Annotated in this window: 22 protein-coding genes; 4 read left to right on the top strand and 18 right to left on the bottom strand. The window is 55.6% G+C overall.

All coding sequences use genetic code 11. The annotated features are described in order from the left end of the window. Nucleotides 1-17: 17 nt before the first annotated feature. Together Q0775_RS15765 and gluQRS are read left to right on the top strand one after the other, a co-directional pair. Nucleotides 18-620 carry a class I SAM-dependent methyltransferase gene (locus tag Q0775_RS15765; RefSeq protein WP_298862999.1) on the top strand — a complete coding sequence of 201 codons (603 nt, stop codon included), beginning with the start codon at nucleotides 18-20 and terminating at the stop codon, nucleotides 618-620. After that, on the top strand, nucleotides 617-1,471 hold the full coding sequence (gene gluQRS, locus Q0775_RS15760) for a tRNA glutamyl-Q(34) synthetase GluQRS (protein WP_298862996.1): 855 nt from the start codon (nucleotides 617-619) through the stop codon (nucleotides 1,469-1,471). The genes Q0775_RS15765 and gluQRS overlap by 4 nt, the downstream gene beginning before the upstream one ends. A 9-nt stretch (nucleotides 1,472-1,480) precedes the next feature. Here the strand turns inward: gluQRS and hisI are convergent, their stop codons facing one another. After that, on the bottom strand, nucleotides 1,481-1,837 hold the full coding sequence (hisI, locus tag Q0775_RS15755; RefSeq protein ID WP_298862993.1) for a phosphoribosyl-AMP cyclohydrolase: 357 nt from the start codon (nucleotides 1,835-1,837) through the stop codon (nucleotides 1,481-1,483). Between the two features lie 76 nt (nucleotides 1,838-1,913). Between hisI and Q0775_RS15750 the strand changes: the two genes are divergently transcribed. Beyond that, nucleotides 1,914-2,354, top strand: coding sequence for an iron-sulfur cluster assembly scaffold protein (locus Q0775_RS15750; protein WP_298862990.1), 441 nt, complete (start codon nucleotides 1,914-1,916; stop codon nucleotides 2,352-2,354). A gap of 210 nt (nucleotides 2,355-2,564) precedes the next feature. Here Q0775_RS15750 and Q0775_RS15745 read toward each other — a convergent pair whose 3' ends face one another. The 5 genes from Q0775_RS15745 to Q0775_RS15725 form a co-directional block, all read right to left on the bottom strand. Next, a complete protein-coding gene (locus Q0775_RS15745; RefSeq protein ID WP_298862987.1) occupies nucleotides 2,565-2,693 on the bottom strand; it encodes a hypothetical protein in 129 nt (42 codons plus the stop codon). A gap of 97 nt (nucleotides 2,694-2,790) precedes the next feature. Beyond that, nucleotides 2,791-4,881 (bottom strand): ATP-dependent DNA helicase RecG, encoded by a 2,091-nt coding sequence (recG, locus tag Q0775_RS15740; protein WP_298862985.1) that lies wholly within the window; start codon nucleotides 4,879-4,881, stop codon nucleotides 2,791-2,793. Then, entirely contained in the window at nucleotides 4,878-7,013 is a 2,136-nt protein-coding gene (ligA, locus tag Q0775_RS15735) for an NAD-dependent DNA ligase LigA (protein ID WP_298862982.1), read from the bottom strand. Before ligA ends, recG begins: the two co-directional genes overlap by 4 nt. Nucleotides 7,014-7,103: 90 nt before the next feature. Further along, entirely contained in the window at nucleotides 7,104-7,811 is a 708-nt protein-coding gene (ctrA, locus tag Q0775_RS15730; RefSeq protein WP_298862979.1) for a response regulator transcription factor CtrA, read from the bottom strand. A 100-nt stretch (nucleotides 7,812-7,911) separates the two neighbouring features. Further along, nucleotides 7,912-8,190: a DUF1153 domain-containing protein gene (locus Q0775_RS15725; RefSeq protein WP_298862977.1), complete on the bottom strand. Its 279-nt coding sequence runs from the start codon at nucleotides 8,188-8,190 to the stop codon at nucleotides 7,912-7,914. A 119-nt stretch (nucleotides 8,191-8,309) separates the two neighbouring features. On the opposite strand from Q0775_RS15725, the gene mnmA reads away from it, so the two are divergent. Next, nucleotides 8,310-9,458: a tRNA 2-thiouridine(34) synthase MnmA gene (gene mnmA, locus Q0775_RS15720; RefSeq protein WP_298862972.1), complete on the top strand. Its 1,149-nt coding sequence runs from the start codon at nucleotides 8,310-8,312 to the stop codon at nucleotides 9,456-9,458. Here mnmA and lpxB read toward each other — a convergent pair whose 3' ends face one another. From lpxB to frr, 12 genes are all read right to left on the bottom strand, one after another. Beyond that, nucleotides 9,459-10,625, bottom strand: coding sequence for a lipid-A-disaccharide synthase (gene lpxB, locus Q0775_RS15715; RefSeq protein WP_298862969.1), 1,167 nt, complete (start codon nucleotides 10,623-10,625; stop codon nucleotides 9,459-9,461). After that, entirely contained in the window at nucleotides 10,622-11,407 is a 786-nt protein-coding gene (lpxI, locus tag Q0775_RS15710) for a UDP-2,3-diacylglucosamine diphosphatase LpxI (protein WP_298862966.1), read from the bottom strand. Before lpxI ends, lpxB begins: the two co-directional genes overlap by 4 nt. Continuing rightward, nucleotides 11,404-12,186, bottom strand: a complete 783-nt coding sequence (lpxA, locus tag Q0775_RS15705) for an acyl-ACP--UDP-N-acetylglucosamine O-acyltransferase (RefSeq protein WP_298863816.1) — start codon at nucleotides 12,184-12,186, stop codon at nucleotides 11,404-11,406. Before lpxA ends, lpxI begins: the two co-directional genes overlap by 4 nt. Then, entirely contained in the window at nucleotides 12,183-12,653 is a 471-nt protein-coding gene (gene fabZ / locus Q0775_RS15700; RefSeq protein WP_298862963.1) for a 3-hydroxyacyl-ACP dehydratase FabZ, read from the bottom strand. The genes lpxA and fabZ overlap by 4 nt, the downstream gene beginning before the upstream one ends. 70 nt (nucleotides 12,654-12,723) lie before the next feature. After that, the gene (locus Q0775_RS15695; protein ID WP_298862960.1) at nucleotides 12,724-13,296 is read right to left on the bottom strand and encodes an OmpH family outer membrane protein; all 573 of its coding nucleotides are present in this window, start codon (nucleotides 13,294-13,296) and stop codon (nucleotides 12,724-12,726) included. Nucleotides 13,297-13,299: 3 nt separating this feature from the next. Continuing rightward, nucleotides 13,300-15,672, bottom strand: coding sequence for an outer membrane protein assembly factor BamA (gene bamA / locus Q0775_RS15690; RefSeq protein ID WP_298862958.1), 2,373 nt, complete (start codon nucleotides 15,670-15,672; stop codon nucleotides 13,300-13,302). A 145-nt stretch (nucleotides 15,673-15,817) separates the two neighbouring features. Then, nucleotides 15,818-15,946 (bottom strand): hypothetical protein, encoded by a 129-nt coding sequence (locus Q0775_RS15685; protein WP_298862956.1) that lies wholly within the window; start codon nucleotides 15,944-15,946, stop codon nucleotides 15,818-15,820. A gap of 133 nt (nucleotides 15,947-16,079) precedes the next feature. Next, nucleotides 16,080-17,432, bottom strand: coding sequence for an RIP metalloprotease RseP (rseP, locus tag Q0775_RS15680; protein ID WP_298862953.1), 1,353 nt, complete (start codon nucleotides 17,430-17,432; stop codon nucleotides 16,080-16,082). A gap of 4 nt (nucleotides 17,433-17,436) precedes the next feature. Then, on the bottom strand, nucleotides 17,437-18,609 hold the full coding sequence (gene dxr / locus Q0775_RS15675; protein WP_298862950.1) for a 1-deoxy-D-xylulose-5-phosphate reductoisomerase: 1,173 nt from the start codon (nucleotides 18,607-18,609) through the stop codon (nucleotides 17,437-17,439). Between the two features lie 4 nt (nucleotides 18,610-18,613). Further along, nucleotides 18,614-19,408, bottom strand: coding sequence for a phosphatidate cytidylyltransferase (locus Q0775_RS15670; protein WP_298862947.1), 795 nt, complete (start codon nucleotides 19,406-19,408; stop codon nucleotides 18,614-18,616). Between the two features lie 8 nt (nucleotides 19,409-19,416). Continuing rightward, nucleotides 19,417-20,169, bottom strand: a complete 753-nt coding sequence (locus tag Q0775_RS15665; protein ID WP_298862944.1) for an isoprenyl transferase — start codon at nucleotides 20,167-20,169, stop codon at nucleotides 19,417-19,419. A gap of 85 nt (nucleotides 20,170-20,254) precedes the next feature. Further along, nucleotides 20,255-20,818, bottom strand: a complete 564-nt coding sequence (gene frr / locus Q0775_RS15660) for a ribosome recycling factor (RefSeq protein WP_298862942.1) — start codon at nucleotides 20,816-20,818, stop codon at nucleotides 20,255-20,257. Nucleotides 20,819-20,853: the final 35 nt, after the last annotated feature.

Here is a 20,853-nt window from a genome sequence, read left to right as displayed (position 1 = left end):
GGACTTAAGATATCTGAATGAGTATATTTTTAGATCAAGCTTTCGTTAACCGTGATCACGAAAGCACCCGTAAATTTTATAACACTTGGGCACCATCCTATGACGCCGAGATAACCGCAGCGGGCTATGTCACACCGACCCGCTGTGCCGAAGCTTTAGCCTCTCACACCGCTGATCTTTCAGCACCAATTCTCGATTTTGGATGCGGCTCCGGCCTATCTGGCCAAGCGTTCAAAGACGTAGGATTTACCCAGATTGACGGTGTTGATCTGGCCCCCGCCATGATCGAGCAAGCCCGCGCAAAGGACATCTATCGCAGCTTGTCCGTGATTGAAGCAGATGCAACACCAAAGGGGCAATATGCCGTGATAAGCGCGGTTGGTGTTATCGGCCTTGGGGCAGCGCCCAGCACCACAATCGACGTATTGATGTATGCCCTGCCAAAGGGCGGTAAACTGGTGTTTTCTTTTAATGATCATGCCCTTGCCGATCCGACGCAGACAGGACGCCTGAACGAGTGGATTGATTGCAGCGCGGCCCGTGTTCTTTTTGCAGAATATGGAGCACATCTGCTAATTCAGAACATGAATTCAACCGTATATGTGATTGAAAAATATTGATCTTTCGAACAAGATTCGCACCATCCCCGACCGGACCACTGCACCTTGGTCATGCCTATTCAGCATTGCTTGCTTTTGATCTAGCTCAGGCGGCAAGCGGCGCACTTCTGTTACGGATAGAGGATATCGACCAGTCACGTGCCCGCGCAAATTGGGAAGCACAAATTTACGATGATCTTGAGTGGCTTGGTCTTCGGTGGGAAATGCCTGTCATGCGGCAATCTAACCGACTGCCCGCCTATGATGCTGCTTTGGATGCGCTTTGGGATCGCGGGTTGCTATACTCTTGCACCTGCACGCGGGCCGATATCGCCGCCGCCGCCAGTGCGCCGCAAGAGGGGGCACCGCTGTTGGGTCCTGATGGCATCATCTATCCAGGAACCTGTAGGCCAACGAATCCTATCTCTGGCCCGCGCCCCCGCGATACCCCTTTGCGGCTAGATATGACTCGCGCTTGTAAAATGATCGGTTGGCCTTTGACATTTGCCGAGGAAGGGGATGGGAACCCGAAAACCATTACCGTCACCCAAAACGAAATGATCAGCGGCGTTGGCGATATTGTTCTGGCGCGGCGTGATATGGGAACATCATATCACCTTTCGGTTGTTATCGATGACGCAGAACAACGGATAAGCCATGTGGTGCGCGGCCGTGACCTTATTGAAGCAACACCAGTTCATGTCGTGCTGCAGCATCTACTCGGGCTATTCCAGCCTACCTATCACCATCACCGCTTGATCCGCGACGCGGCGGGAAAGCGACTGGCCAAGCGAGATGACGCGCGCGCAATAGCCCTGTTTCGACATAAGGGGTGCTCTGCTCAGGATATCCGCGCGATGGTAGGTCTTTAGCCGCGATAATTACTCTGGCGGTCTATGATCAACCTCACCATTCAATGAAATTTCCGTGTAAAAGCAGCTTCGTGCACCTGTGTGACAGGCCGCTCCGATCTGGGCCACTTGCATCACGATACAATCGCGATCGCAATCAATGCGCATCTCCTTCAAGGTTTGCACATGACCTGATGTTGCTCCCTTGGCCCAGAGCTCCTGCCGTGAGCGGCTCCAATAGGTTACTTGGCCACTTTCCAGCGTGCGCATCAAACTCTCCTCGTTCATCCATGCCATCATCAAGATCTCGCCGCTCTCGTGATCTTGGGCAATTGCAGGGATTAGACCCGCCTCATTATACTTCAGAGTTAATGGATCAAAGGACATGGTGGCGCACCCCGTTCAAAAGTTTTTTGCATCCGCACTGGTTAGGCTTATGTAGAAGACAGACAAAGGAATTGCCATGTCCAACGATACTGATCTGATCAAGCTTTACTCAGCCCGCATTCTTGCGCTGGCGGCGGATATCCCGCATCTGGGCCGCCTTGATGTGCCTGACGCGAGTGTAACCCGCCGCTCTCCGCTGTGCGGATCGAGCGTGACCGTGGATGTTCGCGTAGCAGGCGGTCAGCTCACTGCGCTGGGACAAGACGTGAAAGCTTGCGCTCTAGGTCAGGCCGCTGCTGCGATCACGGCGGAGGCTTCGGAAGGGGTAACGCTGGAGACTGTGCAAAAGGGTCGTGACCAACTCAAGGCAATGTTGAAGGGAAAAGGCGGTGTACCGGATGCGCCCTTTGACGGGTTTGAGGTTCTGACGCCAGCGGTTGAATACAAAAACCGCCACGCTTCAATTCTGCTCAGTATTGAAGCTTTGGCCGAGGCTATGGACAGCGCAATTAGCTGATTTCATATTACTATAGGGCAAAAAAAGGCGCCGCACATCCGAGGGATGGCGGCGCTAAAAATGCGTTTCTCATGTGGGACACAAGGCCAGAATGGGGAAAGGCACCCCCGGAAAAATGTCATGGACAGGCAGAACGTGACATCTATGACGCATCAGTTTGGGACATATGCGCCGGAAAACCGACCCTGGCATGAGAGCGCAGGCAGAAACTCAAACAAGTGCGGGAAGATGCAAACCAACCATCAAAATCACAATCAAGGCTGCGGCACCTGCCGCGTCATGTACCAGTGTGTCCTGAGACCGTGTGGCGATGGCTTTAACTGTTTTGTAGAAGGTCATGTGTCTCTCCGTTCTTGTTGCCTCTTTGTTCTCATATAATTAACATCAAGTAAAGAACTTTATGAGAACATTTGTGAACTTTTTGGAACACCAAAAGTTAACCCACTGTAATTAAACGAATTGCTTCATCCTGCCGCATGAGCCACAAAAGCATCCGCGCCGCTCGTCCCCGATCACTTTCCAACTTTGGGTCTTCGTACAGCAATTTGCGCGCATCCGTTTGTGCCACAGCCATCAGAGCTGCCTGCTTTTCAAGGTCGGCCACTTTGAACCGCGGTACACCTGATTGCGCTGTGCCTATCAGATCCCCCGTGCCGCGCATTTTGAGGTCGGTCTCGGCGATGACAAATCCGTCTTCAGTTTCGCGCAGCACTTCGAGGCGCTGGCGTCCTGTTTCAGTCAGCGGGTTCTGATACATCAACAGGCAGCTCGACGCCGCTGTGCCGCGCCCTACCCGTCCGCGCAGTTGGTGCAGCTGGGCCAGCCCGAAACTCTCCGCCCGCTCAATCACCATGATCGAGGCGTTGGGCACATCAACCCCCACTTCGATCACCGTGGTCGCAACCAGCAGCTTCGTCTCACCCCGCTGAAAGGCCAGCATTGCCGCATCCTTGTCTGCGGGGGGCATCTGGCCATGGACCAACCCTACGACACTTTCCCCCATCGCCGCGCGCAGACGCTTAAACCGCTCCTCTGCCGCAGTCAGATCACTCACTTCGCTCTCTTCAACCAAAGGGCACACCCAATAGCATTGCCGCCCGTCGGAAATTGCCGCACGCAAACGGTCAACCACCTGCTCATACCGTTCGGTGCTGATCAGCACGGTTTGGATCGGTTTTCGACCGGGAGGCTTTTCGTCCAAAACACTCACATCCATATCGCCGTATTGCGCGAGTGCGAGGCTGCGCGGGATCGGTGTCGCCGTCATAACCAGCACATCCGCCTGCCGCCCCTTGCGACCCAACTCAAGCCGCTGGCGCACGCCAAAGCGGTGCTGCTCATCCACAACTGCAAGGCGCAGATCGTTGAACACTACCGTTTCCTGAAACACTGCATGAGTGCCGACCAGCACTTGAATGTCGCCACGCTCCAACGCCGCAAGTTTGGCTGTGCGCTCGGCCCCTTTGTCACGGCCTGTCAGGATTTCGAGGACCACACCTGCACTCTCGGCCAAAGGGCGCAAACCCTGCAAATGCTGGCGGGCAAGGATTTCGGTGGGGGCCATCAACACCCCCTGCCCCCCTGCCTCCACCGCCGCAAGCAGCGCCATAAACGCCACCAGAGTCTTACCCGCGCCCACATCCCCCTGAAGCAAACGGTTCATCCGCTGTTCCGTGGCCATATCCGCAATAATTTCGATAATAGCGCGTGTCTGAGCCCCCGTCGGCTTATAGGGTAAACTCTCCAACACCTTGGTCTGCAAGACGCCTGTTGCATGGGCAGGCCGACCTTTCTTTCGCCGTTCCACCTGCCGCGCAAGCGCCAGCGTAATCTGATGGGCCAACAACTCATCATATGCCAAACGTTCCCGCGCGGGCGCTGTCGCAACGATGTCACGCAAGCTCGCAGGGTCATGGGCAACGGTCACAGCGGCGGCAAAACAGGGCCATTCCGCCTTTTTGATTTGGCTCGGATCAATCCACTCTCCCATCGGCGGGATCAGGGCCAACGCCCCACGCGTCGCCTTGTACATCAGCTTTTGTGTGACCCCGTGGGTCAGTGGATAGACAGGCTCAAACGCCGGAATACTGTCCGCCTCGGCTTCTGGAACCATAAAATCAGGGTGAACCATTTGGGGCGTGCTGTCGAACACCTCAACTCGACCCGACACGATACGGCGGCTCCCTTCGGGCAATGTCTGCTCCCAGTAATTGCCGCGCGCATGAAAAAATACCAATTGGAACGTCGTTTGCGCATCCTCTACATGGATGCGATATGCGCCGCCCTTGTTGCGCGGAGGATAGTGCTTTCCGATGGTCACAGCGACCGTCACTGTAGTAGGAAACAGTGCCCCTTGCACCGTCTCCAGCAACCTGCGGTCAATCCCCGATTGCGGCAGGGTAAAAAGAAGATCACGCGGTGCGATGACGCCCAGCCCTGCAAAATGCTGTGCAGTCTTCGGTCCAATCCCCGTCAGCGTATCCAGCCCTGCAAAGAGCGGAAACAAAGCTTCGGGCCGCGTGCTCATATCCCTTCAATCAGGGCGAGCCAGCCGTCCTCATCCAGCATTTCAATGCCCAGATCAGCCGCTTTCTTCGCTTTTGAGCCCGCGCCTGGCCCGGCGATCAGCAAATTTGTCTTGGCACTCACCGACCCTGACACTTTTGCGCCTAACCGCTCCGCACGGGCCTTGGCCTCGGCGCGGGTCATCTTCTCCAGTGTTCCGGTAAAAACCACAGTTTTACCAGCCACGGGCGAGCCTGAGGTATCTGCGCGCACCGCCTCTTGCACATCCAGTTCCGCAACCAAGCGCATAATCGATGCGCATTCCGCTTTCTGTGCAAAGGCACTGACCAAAGAGCCCGCCATGACCGCACCCATGCCATCAATCGCCAGCAGATCGTCCCATGCCGGTCCCTCTTGCGAACGGGCATCCTCCATCGCTTGGGCCAGCGCTTTCCATGTCCCATAGTGCAGCGCGATCATATTCGCCGACGCCTCGCCCACGTGGCGTATGCCAAGGCCAAAGATCAGCCGCGCCAGCGGAATTTTGCGCTTGTCTTCAATGGCTGCAAACAGGGCATTGGCCGATTTCTCGCCCCACCCCTCCCGGTTTTTAAGCTGCTGGATGCCGTTGCCATAGCGCGTTTGAAGCGTGAAGATATCTGCAGGCTCCGCAATCCAGCCATCGGTATAGAATTGCTCAACCTGCTTTGCACCCATGCCATCAATGTCAAACGCCGCACGAGACACAAAATGCTTCAGCTTTTCCACCGCCTGAGCGGGGCAAATGATACCGCCAGAACAACGGCGCACGGCATCGCCAGGCTCTCTAATTGCATCGCTGCCACACTCTGGGCATTTGTTGGGAAACACAAATTCGGGCGCATCGGGGCTCCGCTTGCTTATGTCAACGTCCGCCACTTTCGGGATCACGTCACCGGCACGGTAAACCTGTACCAAATCACCGACACGGATATCTTTTCCGCCCCTGATTTCCTGCCCTTTGCTATCAAGGCCTTTGATGTAATCCTCATTGTGCAAGGTTGCATTTGACACGACAACGCCACCCACGGTGACGGGGGACAGGCGTGCAACAGGGCTAAGGGCACCCGTGCGGCCCACCTGTATATCAATGCCATCTAATCTGGTCCAAGCAAGTTCGGCCGGAAATTTATGTGCGATCGCCCACCGCGGCGTCGTGGAGCGGAACCCAAGCCTTGATTGCAGCTCAAGATCGTCAATTTTGTACACAACTCCGTCAATATCATATCCGAGATCGGGGCGTAGTTCCGCAATCTTATCGTAATGTGACACAAGTTCCGCAGGACCTTCGCAGGTCACAGTGAGCGGATTGATCGAAAACCCCAAATCCGCCAAAGTTGCGATTGAGGCCGATTGTGTCTTACCTAACGGCGCAGAAAGGCTACCCCATGCATATGCGAAAAAGCGCAGCGGTCGTGCGCGAGTGACCTCGGCATCAAGTTGGCGCAGTGATCCCGCAGCCGCATTGCGCGGATTGGCAAATGTCTTGCCGCCGCGCTCTTCTTGCCGCGTATTTATTGCATCAAAATCTGCGTGGCTCATATAGACTTCACCGCGGACTTCCAGCAGATCGGGTGCATCTGTCAGCTTGTGTGGTATATCCCCCACTGTGCGGGCATTGGCCGTTACATTTTCCCCGACGGTCCCATCTCCGCGCGTGGCTGCCTGAACCAAAATACCCTTTTCATACCGCAAGGAAAGCGACAGCCCGTCAATTTTTGGTTCGGCGGTGTAGGTGAGTGGTGCATCCGCAGCCAAGCCCAAATATTTGCGGACCGAGGTATCAAATTCTGCCACATCCTCTTCAGAGAACGCATTTCCGAGCGACAACATACGAACATCATGTCTTATCTTGCCAAAGCCGGAGGCTACTGCGGCGCCGACCTGCTCGCTCGCGCTGTCTTCGCGTTTGAGATCGGGAAACCGGTTTTCTATCGCAGAATTGCGACGCTTAAGGCTGTCATACTCGGCGTCCGACAACTTGGGCGCATCGTGAGTATGGTAATCGGTATTTGCTTTGGACAAAAGCTCAGCCAACCGCGCGAGCTCGGCGTCCGCCTGCTCGCGCGTCAAATCACCTACATCAGAATTCGCAATATTTGTCTCGAGAGTCACAAAAACCTGCCCTTGGTCTGCCGCTTACCTGTAATTAGATAGGCCGCGACCAAAGGCAGGTCTAGGTCATTACTGTGGTTTTACGCCCTTTCAGGCGCTTACTGCGATATCCATTTCCACAGGATCAGGATCGCGCAGCACATACCCGCGGCCCCAAACAGTCTCGATATAGCTGGACCCGCCCGTTGCATTGTTCAACTTCTTACGCAGCTTGCAGATAAAGACGTCGATAATTTTCAATTCGGGCTCGTCCATCCCGCCATACAGGTGGTTCAAGAACATCTCTTTGGTCAATGTCGTGCCCTTACGCAGGCTCAAAAGTTCCAGCATCTGGTACTCTTTGCCTGTGAGATGTACGGGCTTCTTCTCCACACTCACTGTCTTTGCATCAAGGTTGACTGAGATCAGACCGGTATCAATGACAGATTGCGAATGCCCTTTGGAACGACGAATGATCGCATGGATACGCGCAACCAGCTCCTCCCGGTGAAACGGCTTGGTCAAATAGTCGTCTGCTCCAAATCCAAATCCCCTGATTTTGCTTTCTGTGTCATCGGCCCCAGACAGAATCAGGATAGGCGTTTCAATCCGGCTCAACCGCAATTGTCGCAAGACTTCGTGACCAGTCATATCCGGCAAATCGAGGTCAAGCAGGATAATATCATAGTCATAAAGCTTGGCCAGATCGATCCCCTCTTCTCCCAGATCCGTCGCATAGACGTTCAGGTTCGCATGGGTCAGCATCAATTCGATGCTTTTCGAGGTCGTTGGATCATCTTCGACAAGCAAGACGCGCATATTGTTCAACTCCGCCAGATAAGGTAAATTCTATGGACCCAATCGTGAACAAAAAAGGTTAACTGGTGGTAAACATAACCAATGCGTGCAGTAAAACAACCTAAAGTTGTCGATATTTCTGGACCATTGTGGCTTTGAGAGCCGCCTCTCCATGGGTGGAGACTGCCCTTACCCACTCGATAAACTCGTCTTCGCTCAGTTTATAGCGCTTCAGCGCATCATCCTTGCTCAGCAATCCGTAGACCACACCGCGTACGACCGCCGCCTTCCGCGATGCCACCCAGCGCTGCGTGCCAATTGCAGGCAAGTCCGCCATCGACATTACGGAGCCATCTGCAAGCGTCACGGCACGCGGACCATCAACTTTCTTTAAATACATTTACAACACCATCCTCGTTACAAAGACACCATTGCGCCATGGCCGTTAAAGACAAATGAAGCCGCCCCTTGTGAGTAGTTCGCATTTTCCTATATTCCACAGTAACACCGCCCCACAGGATGCCTCCCATGCTTGACCAGACCCCGCCGCTCAATTCGCTTGGCTTTGCCAAAGCGCCTGCTGACACCCGCGTTGTGGTCGCCATGTCGGGTGGTGTGGACAGCTCGGTTGTGGCTGCGATGCTCGCCGAGGAAGGCTATGACGTCGTAGGCGTTACCTTGCAGCTTTATGATCACGGGGCCGCTTTAGCGAAGAAAGGGGCCTGTTGTGCGGGGATCGATATCCATGATGCGCGCCGCGTCGCCGAAGATATGGGGTTTCCCCACTACGTTCTTGACTATGAAAACGTGTTTAAGGATGCGGTGATCGACGAGTTTGCCGACAGCTATCTGGGCGGTGCCACTCCGGTACCTTGCATTCGCTGCAACGAGCGGGTGAAGTTCAAAGACCTTTTGGAGACGGCCAAAGACCTAGAGGCCGATTGCATGGCCACCGGCCATTACATCCAACGGATGACAGGGCCGAACGGTCCCGAACTGCATGCCGCGGCTGATGCGAGCAAAGACCAGAGCTATTTTCTGTTCTCCACGACGCCAGAGCAGCTTGATTATTTGCGCTTCCCGCTGGGTCATCTACCGTCCAAGGAAGCAACGCGGGAGTTGGCCGAGAAATACGGTCTGCGGGTGGCGAACAAGCCTGACAGTCAGGATATCTGCTTTGTCCCTGATGGTGATTACGCCGCCGTGATCCGCAAACTGCGGCCCGAAGCGGCTGATCCCGGTGATATCGTAGATACCGCAGGCCGTGTGCTGGCCCAGCACGACGGGGTGATCAACTATACCGTCGGTCAACGGCGCGGTCTTGGCATCGGCGGGTTGAGTGAGCCGCTTTATGTGGTGCGCCTTGATGCGGACTTGAAACAGGTGGTTGTGGGGCCAAAAGCAATGCTGGCCACGCGCACCGTGCCGATCAAAGAGATTAACTGGCTCGGTGATGGTGACTTCACGGCGCGTGCAGAATGGCCCGTAGCCGTGCGTGTCCGCTCCACCCGTCCGCCAGTCGATGCGATCCTGCGGCCCCTCTCGGCAACCACTGCCGAAGTCGAACTGTTGGTGGCAGAAGAGGGTGTGAGCCCCGGTCAAGCATGTGTTTTCTATGATCCTGACAGCAGCCGCATTTTTGGCGGTGGCTGGATTCACCGCGGCTGACTACGCCTCGGCCAGCCCGTTCAAAACTGCCCTTGCGGCCCTTAGACCCGGTGCTTCGCCGCCACGGCCCAGCCGTTCCATCGTGAGGTCCATTGCGGTCCGCTGGGCGTCAGGTGATGCAATGACATCCTCAATCCCCTGCGCAATTGCCTTCGGTGTGCAGGCCTTGCCTATAAACTCAGGCACAGCACGGGTTTCAGACACCAGATTGACCAGTGTGACCGTATCTACCAGCATCATACGGCTGATGATAAAACGGCTGAGCGGGCTCATGTCATAAGCGATAACCATCGGCGTTCTGGACGCCGCAAGTTCAAGCGAGACCGTGCCAGAGGCCGCGAGCGCAATGTCAGCGGCCTGAAACGCAGCGCGCTTCTGCGCCATTGCCGCCTCGTAGTCACCACCGCGCGGATCAAGGACAACTGTATCGGGCCATGATGCGGTAAGATTCACCACCGCATCAGCCACGGGGCCAGCAGCGGGTACGACAATCTGCATGTCGGGATGTTTGGCTTTGAGCGCCTTGATTGCATGGCCAAATCGCTCTCCCAATCGCGCAACCTCACCACGGCGCGAACCGGGCAGCACCATCAGCAAGGGTTTGGACCCCAAACTATGACGTTGGCGGAACATGTCGGCCTCTGCTTTTGTCGCAACAGGCTCTGCAACTACCGGATGGCCGACAAAATCACAGCGCATGCCAGCGGCCCGCATCAAGGGAGGCTCAAAGGGAAAGAGGGCCAGCACATGATCAATATGCCGCGCCATCTTTGCTGCACGCCCTGCCCGCCATGCCCAAACTGTAGGGGCCACATAATGCACCGTGCGGATATCACTGCCCGCCTTGACCAACTTTGCCACACGCAAGGAAAAATCGGGGCTGTCGATCGTGATCAGCACGTCAGGGCGCGTCTCGATCACAGCCTGTGCAGTCTCGGCGATGCGGCGCTTGAGGTGGCGATACTTGGGCAGAACCTCGGCCAGCCCCATGACGCTTAACTCATCCATGTCAAAACGACTGCGCAAACCTTCAGCCTGCATTTGCACGCCGCCGATCCCCTCAAAACTCACATCGGGGCGAAGGGATTTAAGCCCCGCCATAAGCGCACCCCCGAGTTTATCCCCCGAAGGCTCTCCTGCAAGAATAAAGACCCTCAGGGATGTCATTCTCCCGTCCGCGCCCAAAACACCAAGCCATTGGCGTCAGCACGCTCGGCACAGGCCTTGGGGTGTAGGACAAGCACATCACCGGCATCGACCACGACCCCACGCAATCCTGCGCGGTGGGCAGCATCAAATGTCTCGGGTCCAACTGTGGGCAGATCAATGCGACGCGACTGACCCTCTTTTGGTCCTTTGAACAATATACCGTCCGTCACTTTGCCAAGGTCGCCGAGCATCGCATCCGTGCCCCGCGCATCCTCCATCGCAACCACCTTGCCTTGCGCGACAACGCAGGCTTGCCCCTTATCTTGGGGTGACATTTTAAGGATGTGGTTAGCGGCTATTTCAGCATCGTTACGCATCTGCGCGTCAGGCCATTCAGCGCCATAGACGCCCCCTTTGGCCAACAAATTTGGGGCTACGTCATGTGCACCCACAACTTCGAAGCCCGTCTTCTCGAACAATTCCACCACAACGCGCAGCGCGCCGTCATCGCCCTGCTGCAAGGCTCCCATGAACATCGGGACCAATGGCGCTGTTTCCGCGTCAATTTTGCTGGGGTCTAGCGCAGGACGGTCGAGCCCGCCCGCAAAGCAAACCTGTGTGACCCCGCGTGTCCCAAGATCCAGCAAAAGCGTACCGAGGGTTTCAAGCCGGAAACTTATGTCCGCTTCAACACCGCTCAGTTCAATGCCCTCATAGCCACAGATCAGCGGGGGCGTTACCACCGCTTTCGCCACCAGCGCAGGCAAATCGCCGCGCCCTGCGATCAATGCCAACGTCATTTCGGCGTCAGGAAGTGACGGCCACTGTCGGCCAGCACAAAGTCGACGATCTCGCGGACGTATTCGCTCTCTGTTTCGGCGCCCAACCGTGCGGCCCGGTCATGGAAGGTGCCATCCCCCTGTGCCAACATCTGAAACGCTGCACGCAAAGCTGTGATATCACCGCGCGCTACGCCACGGCGCTTGAGACCAACAAGGTTCAGCCCGTCGAGATGCCCACGCGGCGCTTGAACGAGGCCGTAAGGGATTACGTCATTCGTTACCATTGTGACCGCACCGATAATCGCCCCACGCCCCACGCGAACCCATTGGTGAATCCCAGACAGACCACCGATGATCACCTGATCCTCGATCACGCAATGCCCCGCAACAGCGGCGTTATTTACCACAATCACATTGTTCCCGATGACTGCATCATGCGCGATATGACAGCCAGCCATGAACATCCCATCATCGCCGACTGACGTCACACCGCCGCCACCCTCAGTGCCGCAATTCATGGTCACATGTTCACGGATGCGGTTGCGCTTTCCAATTTCGAGGCGACTTGTCTCGCCCTTGAACTTCAGATCCTGCGGAATTTCGCCAATGACAGCGAAGGGAAAAATAACCGTCCCCTCACCCACCGACGTTTGCCCCGTGATCACAACATGCGATTTCAGGACCACATCGGCATGCAGCACCACTTCCGGACCAACGACACAAAACGGCCCCACAGTCGCCAAAGGATCAATCTGAGCGCCGTTCTCGATTACAGCGCTGGGATGGATGGCCATTATGCGTCACCTTTTGGTAGATCAAGCATGGCCATAAACTCGGCCTCTGCCGCCATCTCGCCCTCGACCGTGGCAACACCGGAAAATTTCCAGATTTTGCCGCCCGGCTTGCCGCGTACAGTCTTCAAATCCATGCGCAAGACATCACCTGGCACAACCTTTCGGCGGAACTTGCAGTTATCAATCGACATGAAATAGATTAGCATTTCCTTGTCCATCTGTTCCAGCGCCACCCCAACCATGACACCCGCCGTCTGGGCCATCGCCTCGACAATCGTCACTCCGGGCATGATAGGTGTGCCGGGAAAATGCCCCTGAAAATGTGGCTCGTTCATGGTGACGTTTTTGTAGCCCACTGAGGATTGCGTGCCATCAATTTCCTCAACCTTGTCAACCAGCAAGAAGGGATATCGGTGCGGAAGAATCCGCTGGATCATCTGGATATCAGCGCGTTTGAGGTCTTGTGTCATGGAGGGTCCTTTCGGGGATCTTTGCGCAAACAGCTACCAATTCAAATCGCGCGGAGCAAGCAGGTGCGGCCTAGTCTTGTGACGCCTCGGGCGCAGGTGCTTCTACCGCACTGCCATCACCCAACTGCTGGTTGAGGCGTTCGATTGCAGCGTTGGTAATATCGCTGCCGGGCGCACTGAAAAACACAGTGCGGTTTTCAAGCACAACTGCAGCACCCGATTCCACCATCAGTTCTCTCAAAATTGGAGTTGCAGCCCGCAGAAAAGTTTCGCGCTGTTGCGCCAGCAAGGCATTGAGAGCACGAGATTTGGCCGCCTGCTCTTGGCGCGATGCCTGCACGCGGGTATCAAAAGCGTCTGCAAGTGGTCTGAATGCCTCGGGGGTCATACTCGCACGGCGCTCGGTCAGGTCTTGCTCTGCACTCGCAAGTTCCGCCTCAATGCGTCGGTTCTCGGCGACCAACTCGTTGCCTGTCGCTTCGATATCACGGGTGACACGCTGGCCAAAATCACTTTCGAAAAACAGCCTGTCACTATCAAAGACTACGATCCCACCCGCCGGCTGCACCTGATCCTGTGCAAAAGCTGGAGCCGCACAAAGCAGCACCAGCGTAATATAGATCAGAGAAAGCGCGCGGCGCATGTCTTAGAATTGCGTTTGTAGGGTGATTTCGAACTTCTGCTCACGGTCATAGTCTTCTTTTTGGATCGCGTCCGATATGTTGAACTGAAGCGGTCCAACTGGTGTGTCCCAAAAGATCGACACGCCGATGACATGACGGAACGACCCGCTTTCACCAGAAACGGTCCCACCGCTCAGGTTTACATCGGATAAATCCCACAGGTTACCGACGTCATAGAAAACGCCGCCACGGATGCCGTATTCCTCAGGAAGTCCAAGGGGAAATTCCGCTTCAAGACGACCCACAAGATACATATTACCGCCCAGTGTATCATTCTCTGACGATCCGGTATCGCGGGGACCAACACCACCCGGCTCAAAGCCGCGCAACTGTGCCGGTGTCAGGATAAAGCGGTCAAGCGCGCGGTTTGTGCCGCTGCTCCACGCGATAGCGCCGCCTTCAAGGGTCGCACGCAGGGTAAGCTCTTCATTAAAGAATTTCTTTTCGCCAACAAGCTTCGCCACTGTGCGTACATACTTCTGATCGCCACCCAATCCGGCGAAATCCTGACTGAAGCGGAACAGGACGCCAGCGTTCGGATCAAGGCCTGTGCGTCGGGTGTCATAGCTATACTCATAACCGAGGGCCGAGCTTACCAAAGCTCCTGCTGCAATATCATTCGCGATGATACCACCTGCAAACGCGCTCCCATCTTCATTGGGATCCCGCGCAGTGGCTTCCACTTGCTCTGCGGTATAGCGCAGCTGCAAACGGCCGTTTTCACTTACCGGAAAAGACAAGCTTGGACGGAAGGTCAACCGCGAGCTGTCATACGTCGAAAATGACGAATTTGTCTCGGAATAGTCAAGTTCCAGTCCGAGGGCTACATCACGGCCCAACAAAGACGGCTCGATGAAGTTAAAGCCGTAACGGCGCGCATCCGCGGCTGTCGAAACGTTAAGGAGCAACTTTTGACCGCGTCCAAGGAAGTTCTCCTCGGCGAAGCTGATTGCGACGCCAAAACCGTCAGACGAGGAAAACGATCCACCGAAGTTGAGCGAGCCTGTAGGCTTTTCTTCAACATCAACGTCAATCACCACCTGCTCGGGCGTTGATCCTTCGCGGGCGTTCACCTCAGCAGATTCGAAATACCCGAGCGCACGAATACGCTCAGCCGACTGGCGGATTTCACGTGGGTTAAAGGGGTCGCCTTCCACACTGTCAAACTGCCGACGCACAACACGATCGAGAGTGGTTGTGTTGCCCTCAATATCGATACGCTCAACAAAAATACGTTGGCCACGCGACAGAACAAACTCGACATCCAGCGTTTGCGTGCGGTCATTGCGCGTCACACGCGGCTCGACCCGCATAAAATCCACTCCATCACGGATCGCCTGACGCTCAATACGGGCAATGTCGGCTTCGACAAGTGTCGGCGAATAGACAACGCCCGGCTTCACCTTGACGATCTTCATGTACTCATCGCTATCGACGTTGTTTAACTCTGAAACAACCGAAATCTGGCCGAATTGGAATTGCTGGCCCTCTTGAACATTAAAGCCCACGAAATAACCGTCACGCTCCTGTGTCAGCTCTGCGTTCACAGAATTGATGCGCATGTCGACGTAACCGCGGGAGAAGTAAAAATCGCGCAAGACCTGCTTGTCGAACTCGACACGGTCCTCGACGAATGTGTCGCGGCGCACAAGACGGCGGAAGATGCCCGCCTGCTTTGTGCCCAAAACGCGGCGCAAGCGGCGGTCCGAGAATTTGCGATTGCCGACAAAGCTCAGGCGCTCAACCTCGACGTTGTCCCCTTCAAAAATTTCAAACACCAGATCCACACGGTTCTGGCTGCGCTTGATCACTTTGGGCTGCACACGGGCCGACAGCCGGCCATCATTGGAATAAGCCTGCGCAATGGAATTGGCGTCTTTTTCCGCAAGTGTCGGGTTGAACACGCGGCGTGCGGTTGAATCCACAACGCTCGACAGCGCCTCGTCTTTGATGCGGCGGTTCCCCTCAAACGAGATGCGGTTGATCGTCGGCAGCTCAACCACTGTGATTTTGAGGGTTCGGCCTTGCGGCGTTATTGAGACACTTTCAAACAAACCGGAGTTGTTAAGACGCTGATATGCGTCGTTCAACTCACCTGCACTGATCGCCTGACCGCGTGCGATTCCAGCCTGAGACAGGATCGCGCTGTCACCGATACGCTGGTTGCCATCAATGCTGACTGTGTTGAATTGATACTGCTGGGCCGCGACTTGCGGCGCCGGAACAATCCAAGCGGTTGTAATTAATAGCGAAAAAGCAAGACCTTTGAGGCCCGACCGATAGTAGCTGTACTGCTCAGGCGTGCGGGATGCGCGCATCATAGACCCCAGGTTCATGGTTTATACCCAATTTTATTGACACCGTTGATACCCTGACTAACCGTAGGGGCCGTGGTTGTCAAAACTATGAAGCCGCTTTTTCAAACCAAATGAGCCCACGCAGCGCGCGGACTCTACCAGATGTATAAATAGTGCCGGTGGTTTACGGCAAACTGCCAAGGTAGGCACCTGCGCAAAGGGCAAAAATCATCGTGCACATGTACAGGGCGCGATCCCAGTTCAGATCGATCAGCACACTCAAGCCGCGGTAGCCTTTTGAAATGGTTTGCATGGGTCGCTCCTTTGATCCGAGTTTGTCTCGTCCTTCATGATTGCCAGCTAAATGTGGCAACCACGGGGATCAAATGTGGCAAAAGCAAGGCAATGGCCCTGCATTTGCAACAATACAAAGTTGTGACGCAGTATTATGGACAGAACAAATCCTGCGACAAAGCAAAGATCATAAGGCTGAGAACCAGCGTAATCCCCACAGTCATCAAAATACGCAGCGCTTTGTCGCTGGGCGGCTTCCCGCGAACAGCTTCATACGCATAAAAGGTCAGATGCCCCCCGTCGAGCGCCGGAATGGGGAAGAGATTGAGCAAACCGACTGCTGTGCTCAACACTGCAATAAACTCGATAAAGCTCATGGCACCTTGGCTCGCCATGGCACCGGACACTTTCGCTATACCCACAGGGCCGGACATGTTGCAGGTGCTGATTGTGCCCGTCAGCATGTGCCACATACCTGAGACAGATCCCTTCATGATACGCCATGTGGCAGCAATGCCATCTTGGGTGGCGTCAAAGAATCCAGGTGTTTCCTTGGCCGAAATGATCGCGCCACTGCTGGCTACGCCGATCCGTAATACATTTTTAAAGCTGCCATCCGGTTGCGGCACGTCCGTCGACTTGGGTACCAGCGTAAATTGTAAAATCTCGCCTGCACGCCAAACATCCAGCAACAAGGGGCGCCCTTCGGACCCCTCAACAGCCTTAACCAGCTGCTGAAAAGCAAAGGTCGGCGCACCATCGATACCCACAATCGCATCACCGGGGGCAAGCCCCGCCTCAAGTGCTGCGGTCTGCGGACCAACCATACCTACAAGGGCTGGCATCGGGTATGGCCCGTCAACTGTCAAACGTTCACCATCACGTTCAACCGTATATTCAAGGACCGGCTCCAACGGCAGCGTGTCCATAAAATCACGGCTCTCGGGGGCTTCTTGGTCTGCTGGTAACGCACGGCCCGCGATTTCCAATATGACATCACCCTGTTCAAGACCGACAGTGTCTTGCGGCAGTGGGCGTAGGGCTTCAACAGTCCATGGATCCCTGTCCTCCCCCACACTCAGGATGATGCCAGTGAAGATGATAATAGACATCGCAAAGTTGAATACAGGTCCCGCCGCAACTGTCAGCGCACGCGCCCAAAGGGGTGCACCATGCATCGTCTCACGTAAGCGTACGGGGTCGGTCGCAACCTCTTCCATCGCGTCCTCGTCCTTGCCCGAGGCCGCATTGGCATCGCCCGCAAATTTCACATATCCGCCAAAAGGAAGCAAAGCGATCTGCCACTTGGTCCCCCGCTTGTCGTACCGCGAATAAAGCACCGGACCAAATCCAAGCGAGAAAACATCTGCCTTGATCCCGCACCAACGGCCCACAATGTAGTGACCGTACTCATGAATCGCGACGATCACCGACAATGCGATGACAAAGGCTGCCAATGTCCAGATGAAGCCGCCGAATTGCGGTACAAGTGTTGTGATATCCAATGCTCTACCCTGCTCTTTTTTCAATGGCCAACCGTGTGGCCTTGCGTGCCTGATGGTCGGTTTCGAGCACGTTATCAAGGGTCATGGTGGCATCAATATGACCACCTGCCGCATCCATCTCATCAAGTGTTTGTGAAACGACGTCCGACATTTGGGTAAATTTCAGATGACCCGCGATAAATCCGTCGAGCGCAGCCTCTTTAGCCGCATTGAATACTGCGCCCGCAAGTCCGCCCCGCGCCATGACCTCACGCGCAATGCGCAATGCAGGCCACCGCACATCATCAGGTGCGCGAAACTCGAATGTCCCGATCGCTGCAAGGTCGAGCCGCTCCACCGGCAGATGACGCCGCGCAGGGTGGTGCAAGGCATAGCCGATGGCATGACGCATATCCGCAGGCCCGACATGGGCCATCAGGGCACCGTCGTTAAAGCCAACGAGCGCGTGGATCATGCTTTGGGGATGGATCAATACTTCGATCATCGCAGGATCAACGCCAAAGAACTCTCGCGTTTCGATAACTTCCATCGCCTTGTTGAACATGGAAGCGCTATCAATTGTGATGCGCTGCCCCATGTCCCAATTGGGATGCGATGACGCCTGATCGAGTGTGGCCCCCGCCAATTCCTCAATCGGCCAATCGCGAAAGGCACCGCCAGAAGCTGTAATGATGATCCGCTCCACGGCGTCCATCGGCTCCCCGACCAAAGCCTGAAAGACAGCGGAGTGCTCACTGTCCACAGGCAGGATTTCCGCACCATGCGCCCTGCTCGTCTCCAGCAGCAGTTTGCCTGCACAGACCAGCGATTCCTTATTGGCAAGCGCAAGCGTCGTCCCTTGGGAGAGGGCCGCCATACCGGGCGCCAAGCCAGCCGCGCCTACAATCGCCGACATGATCCAATCGGCGGGACGGTGCGCTGCCTCAACAATAGCTTGCGCACCTGCCGCTGCTTCAATGTCCGTCCCAATCAGAGCGTCACGCAGTTCATCCAGCTTTGTCTCATCGGCTGTCACGGCGACCTGCGCATTAAGGGCGATGGCATCTTCGGCCAATTGCTTGATATTACGTGCACCGGTCAGGGCGATCACATCATAGGCGTCTGGCGCACGCCTGATCAGATCAATGGTGTTTTGCCCGATTGACCCTGTCGCGCCAAAAATGCTGACCCTGCGCATGCGCTCAGCCCACCCCGGGTGGAAAGCCGATAAATTGCCCCATGATAAGCAGGAAAACAGAAGCACCCAACATGCCGTCAAAACGGTCCATCAATCCACCATGGCCGGGGATCAGGTTAGAGCTGTCTTTGACACCCATCTTACGCTTCATGCCACTCTCGGCGATGTCGCCCATCTGGGACGCCATTGAAATCGCGATGGAAATGCCGATCAGCTGCAGGCCAACACCTGTGTTAATCGAAAAGAGAAGGCCCACAAGCGCGGCTCCGACCCAGCCCGCAGCAGTCCCCGACCACGTCTTTTTCGGGCTAACCGAGGGCCAGAATTTTGGCCCGCCAAACGCGCGGCCAGCAAAATAGCCGAATACATCCGTCACCACGACGACAACTACCAGCCAGAGCATCCAGCCAACGCCCATATCATCACGCACCTGCATCATGCCAAAGCCTGACATAAGGATCATCACGGTGAACGCCATATAGATGGTGCGGTTCTTCTCCAGTTGACCGAACCCGATAAGCGCAGGGGCCAGCAAAAGGGGCAAAGCGAAACCGACAGGCAAATAGACGGCTGCAAAGACAGCAGTACCTGTCAAACCGCCCAAGACCCGCGATAGATTGCGCCGCTCTGGCGGCGTAATGATGTTCACCAGCTCCCAAATCATCAAGCCGCAAATCACCGCGACAAGGACGTGAAACACATGCCCCCCCGCCAAAATGGCAATGAGCGCCACCAGCACCATTACCAAAGCTGACGCTACGCGGGTCGTCAGATCAGACCATTTTTCAGGTGCATTCATATTAGCCCTCAGGGTTTGACCCCGCCAAAGCGCCGATCCCTGCCGCCATAGGAGGCGCACAAGCTTGCGAACTCCTCGCGGGTGAAATCGGGCCAGAGCGTGTCGATAAATTCATATTCCGCATAGGCGGATTGCCACAGCAGAAAGTTGGAAATTCGCGCCTCGCCGCTGGTACGGATCACTAGATCGGGATCAGGTAAAACGTAAGTATCGAGATACTTTGGCAAGGTTTCTTCATCTATCGCTTCAGGGTCTAAACGCCCCTCCGCAACATCTTGTGCCAACCGCTTGGTTGCGCGTGCAACCTCGTCTCGGCCACCATAGTTGATCGCGATGGTTAGGTTAACACTGGTGTTGTCTTTGGTGAATTCCTCAAGGTCGTTCATCAACTTGATCAGCTTGTCATCCAGCCGCACACGGTCGCCAATGAAACGCACCCGCACGCCGCGCTCATTGAGCGCGCGGGTCTCTTTGGTGATATAGCGGCGAAAGAGGCTCATCAGGCCTGCAACTTCAACCTGCGTGCGCTTCCAGTTCTCGGTGGAGAAGGCAAAGATGGTCAGGTATTTGACCCCCACATCAGGACAAGCCTCCACCACTTCACGCACACGCTTGGCACCGGAATGGTGACCAAACAAACGCGGCCTGCCGCGCTGGGTTGCCCACCGGCCGTTCCCGTCCATGATGATCGCCACATGGCGAGGTCCGCCCGGACCGGGAACAGGAAGCGGCTCTAGCTTTTTCTTGCCGCGCTTAATCATGAAATCTGGTGCATTCTATGGGGCCTGCTTTAGGGTCGGTTCTGTGCAGTAGGACGGCGACCCGCCCAAATTAAGGCGAAAGCAGTTAAACTTGCATGATTTCTGACTGTTTGGTCTCGAGCTGGTCATCAATCATCTTGATGAACTTCTTCGTCAAATCTTCCATCTCGCCTTCCCAGATTTTCTGGTCGTCCTCGGACATCCCGTCGGCTTTGGCTTTTTTGATCTGATCCATGCCGTCGCGGCGGATGTTACGGATGGAGACGCGGGCATTCTCGGCATAACCGCCTGCGACTTTGCTAAGCTGTGTGCGGCGCTCTTCGTTCAGCTCGGGGATGGGTAGCATGATGATGGTGCCATTGAGCTGCGGATTGATGCCAAGACCACTCTCGCGAATGGCCTTCTCGACCTTGCCGACCAGCCCCTTGTCCCAGACGTTAATTGTGACCATCCGTGGCTCTGGTACGTTTACCGTACCCACCTGATTGATCGGTGTCATCTGGCCGTACGCATCCACCTGAACCGGATCAAGCATGGAGGCTGAGCCGCGCCCTGTCCGCAGGGAGGCAAATTCGGTGCGCAGTGATGCAATCGCACCGGTCATCCGGCGTTCCAGATCATCGGTGTCCAGCATAAAATCTTCTGACATGCGGTATCCTTTTTGTTTTGCCAAACATTTTCAAC

This window comes from uncultured Sulfitobacter sp. (genome assembly GCF_947499945.1).
GTDB lineage: Bacteria > Pseudomonadota > Alphaproteobacteria > Rhodobacterales > Rhodobacteraceae > Sulfitobacter.
This window is presented reverse-complemented; position numbering and strand designations above follow the sequence as displayed.

Excerpts from the sequence above, each read along its gene's own strand:
- Q0775_RS15765 (WP_298862999.1), top strand. The coding sequence starts at position 18 with ATGAGTATATTTTTAGATCAAGCTTTCGTTAACCGTGATCACGAAAGC.
- hisI (WP_298862993.1), bottom strand. The coding sequence starts at position 1,837 with ATGTCCTTTGATCCATTAACTCTGAAGTATAATGAGGCGGGTCTAATC.
- Q0775_RS15750 (WP_298862990.1), top strand. The coding sequence starts at position 1,914 with ATGTCCAACGATACTGATCTGATCAAGCTTTACTCAGCCCGCATTCTT.
- Q0775_RS15745 (WP_298862987.1), bottom strand. The coding sequence starts at position 2,693 with ATGACCTTCTACAAAACAGTTAAAGCCATCGCCACACGGTCTCAGGAC.
- recG (WP_298862985.1), bottom strand. The coding sequence starts at position 4,881 with ATGAGCACGCGGCCCGAAGCTTTGTTTCCGCTCTTTGCAGGGCTGGAT.
- ctrA (WP_298862979.1), bottom strand. The coding sequence starts at position 7,811 with ATGCGCGTCTTGCTTGTCGAAGATGATCCAACGACCTCGAAAAGCATC.
- Q0775_RS15725 (WP_298862977.1), bottom strand. The coding sequence starts at position 8,190 with ATGTATTTAAAGAAAGTTGATGGTCCGCGTGCCGTGACGCTTGCAGAT.
- mnmA (WP_298862972.1), top strand. The coding sequence starts at position 8,310 with ATGCCTCCCATGCTTGACCAGACCCCGCCGCTCAATTCGCTTGGCTTT.
- lpxB (WP_298862969.1), bottom strand. The coding sequence starts at position 10,625 with ATGACATCCCTGAGGGTCTTTATTCTTGCAGGAGAGCCTTCGGGGGAT.
- lpxI (WP_298862966.1), bottom strand. The coding sequence starts at position 11,407 with ATGACGTTGGCATTGATCGCAGGGCGCGGCGATTTGCCTGCGCTGGTG.
- fabZ (WP_298862963.1), bottom strand. The coding sequence starts at position 12,653 with ATGACACAAGACCTCAAACGCGCTGATATCCAGATGATCCAGCGGATT.
- Q0775_RS15695 (WP_298862960.1), bottom strand. The coding sequence starts at position 13,296 with ATGCGCCGCGCGCTTTCTCTGATCTATATTACGCTGGTGCTGCTTTGT.
- bamA (WP_298862958.1), bottom strand. The coding sequence starts at position 15,672 with ATGAACCTGGGGTCTATGATGCGCGCATCCCGCACGCCTGAGCAGTAC.
- Q0775_RS15685 (WP_298862956.1), bottom strand. The coding sequence starts at position 15,946 with ATGCAAACCATTTCAAAAGGCTACCGCGGCTTGAGTGTGCTGATCGAT.
- dxr (WP_298862950.1), bottom strand. The coding sequence starts at position 18,609 with ATGCGCAGGGTCAGCATTTTTGGCGCGACAGGGTCAATCGGGCAAAAC.
- Q0775_RS15670 (WP_298862947.1), bottom strand. The coding sequence starts at position 19,408 with ATGAATGCACCTGAAAAATGGTCTGATCTGACGACCCGCGTAGCGTCA.
- Q0775_RS15665 (WP_298862944.1), bottom strand. The coding sequence starts at position 20,169 with ATGATTAAGCGCGGCAAGAAAAAGCTAGAGCCGCTTCCTGTTCCCGGT.
- frr (WP_298862942.1), bottom strand. The coding sequence starts at position 20,818 with ATGTCAGAAGATTTTATGCTGGACACCGATGATCTGGAACGCCGGATG.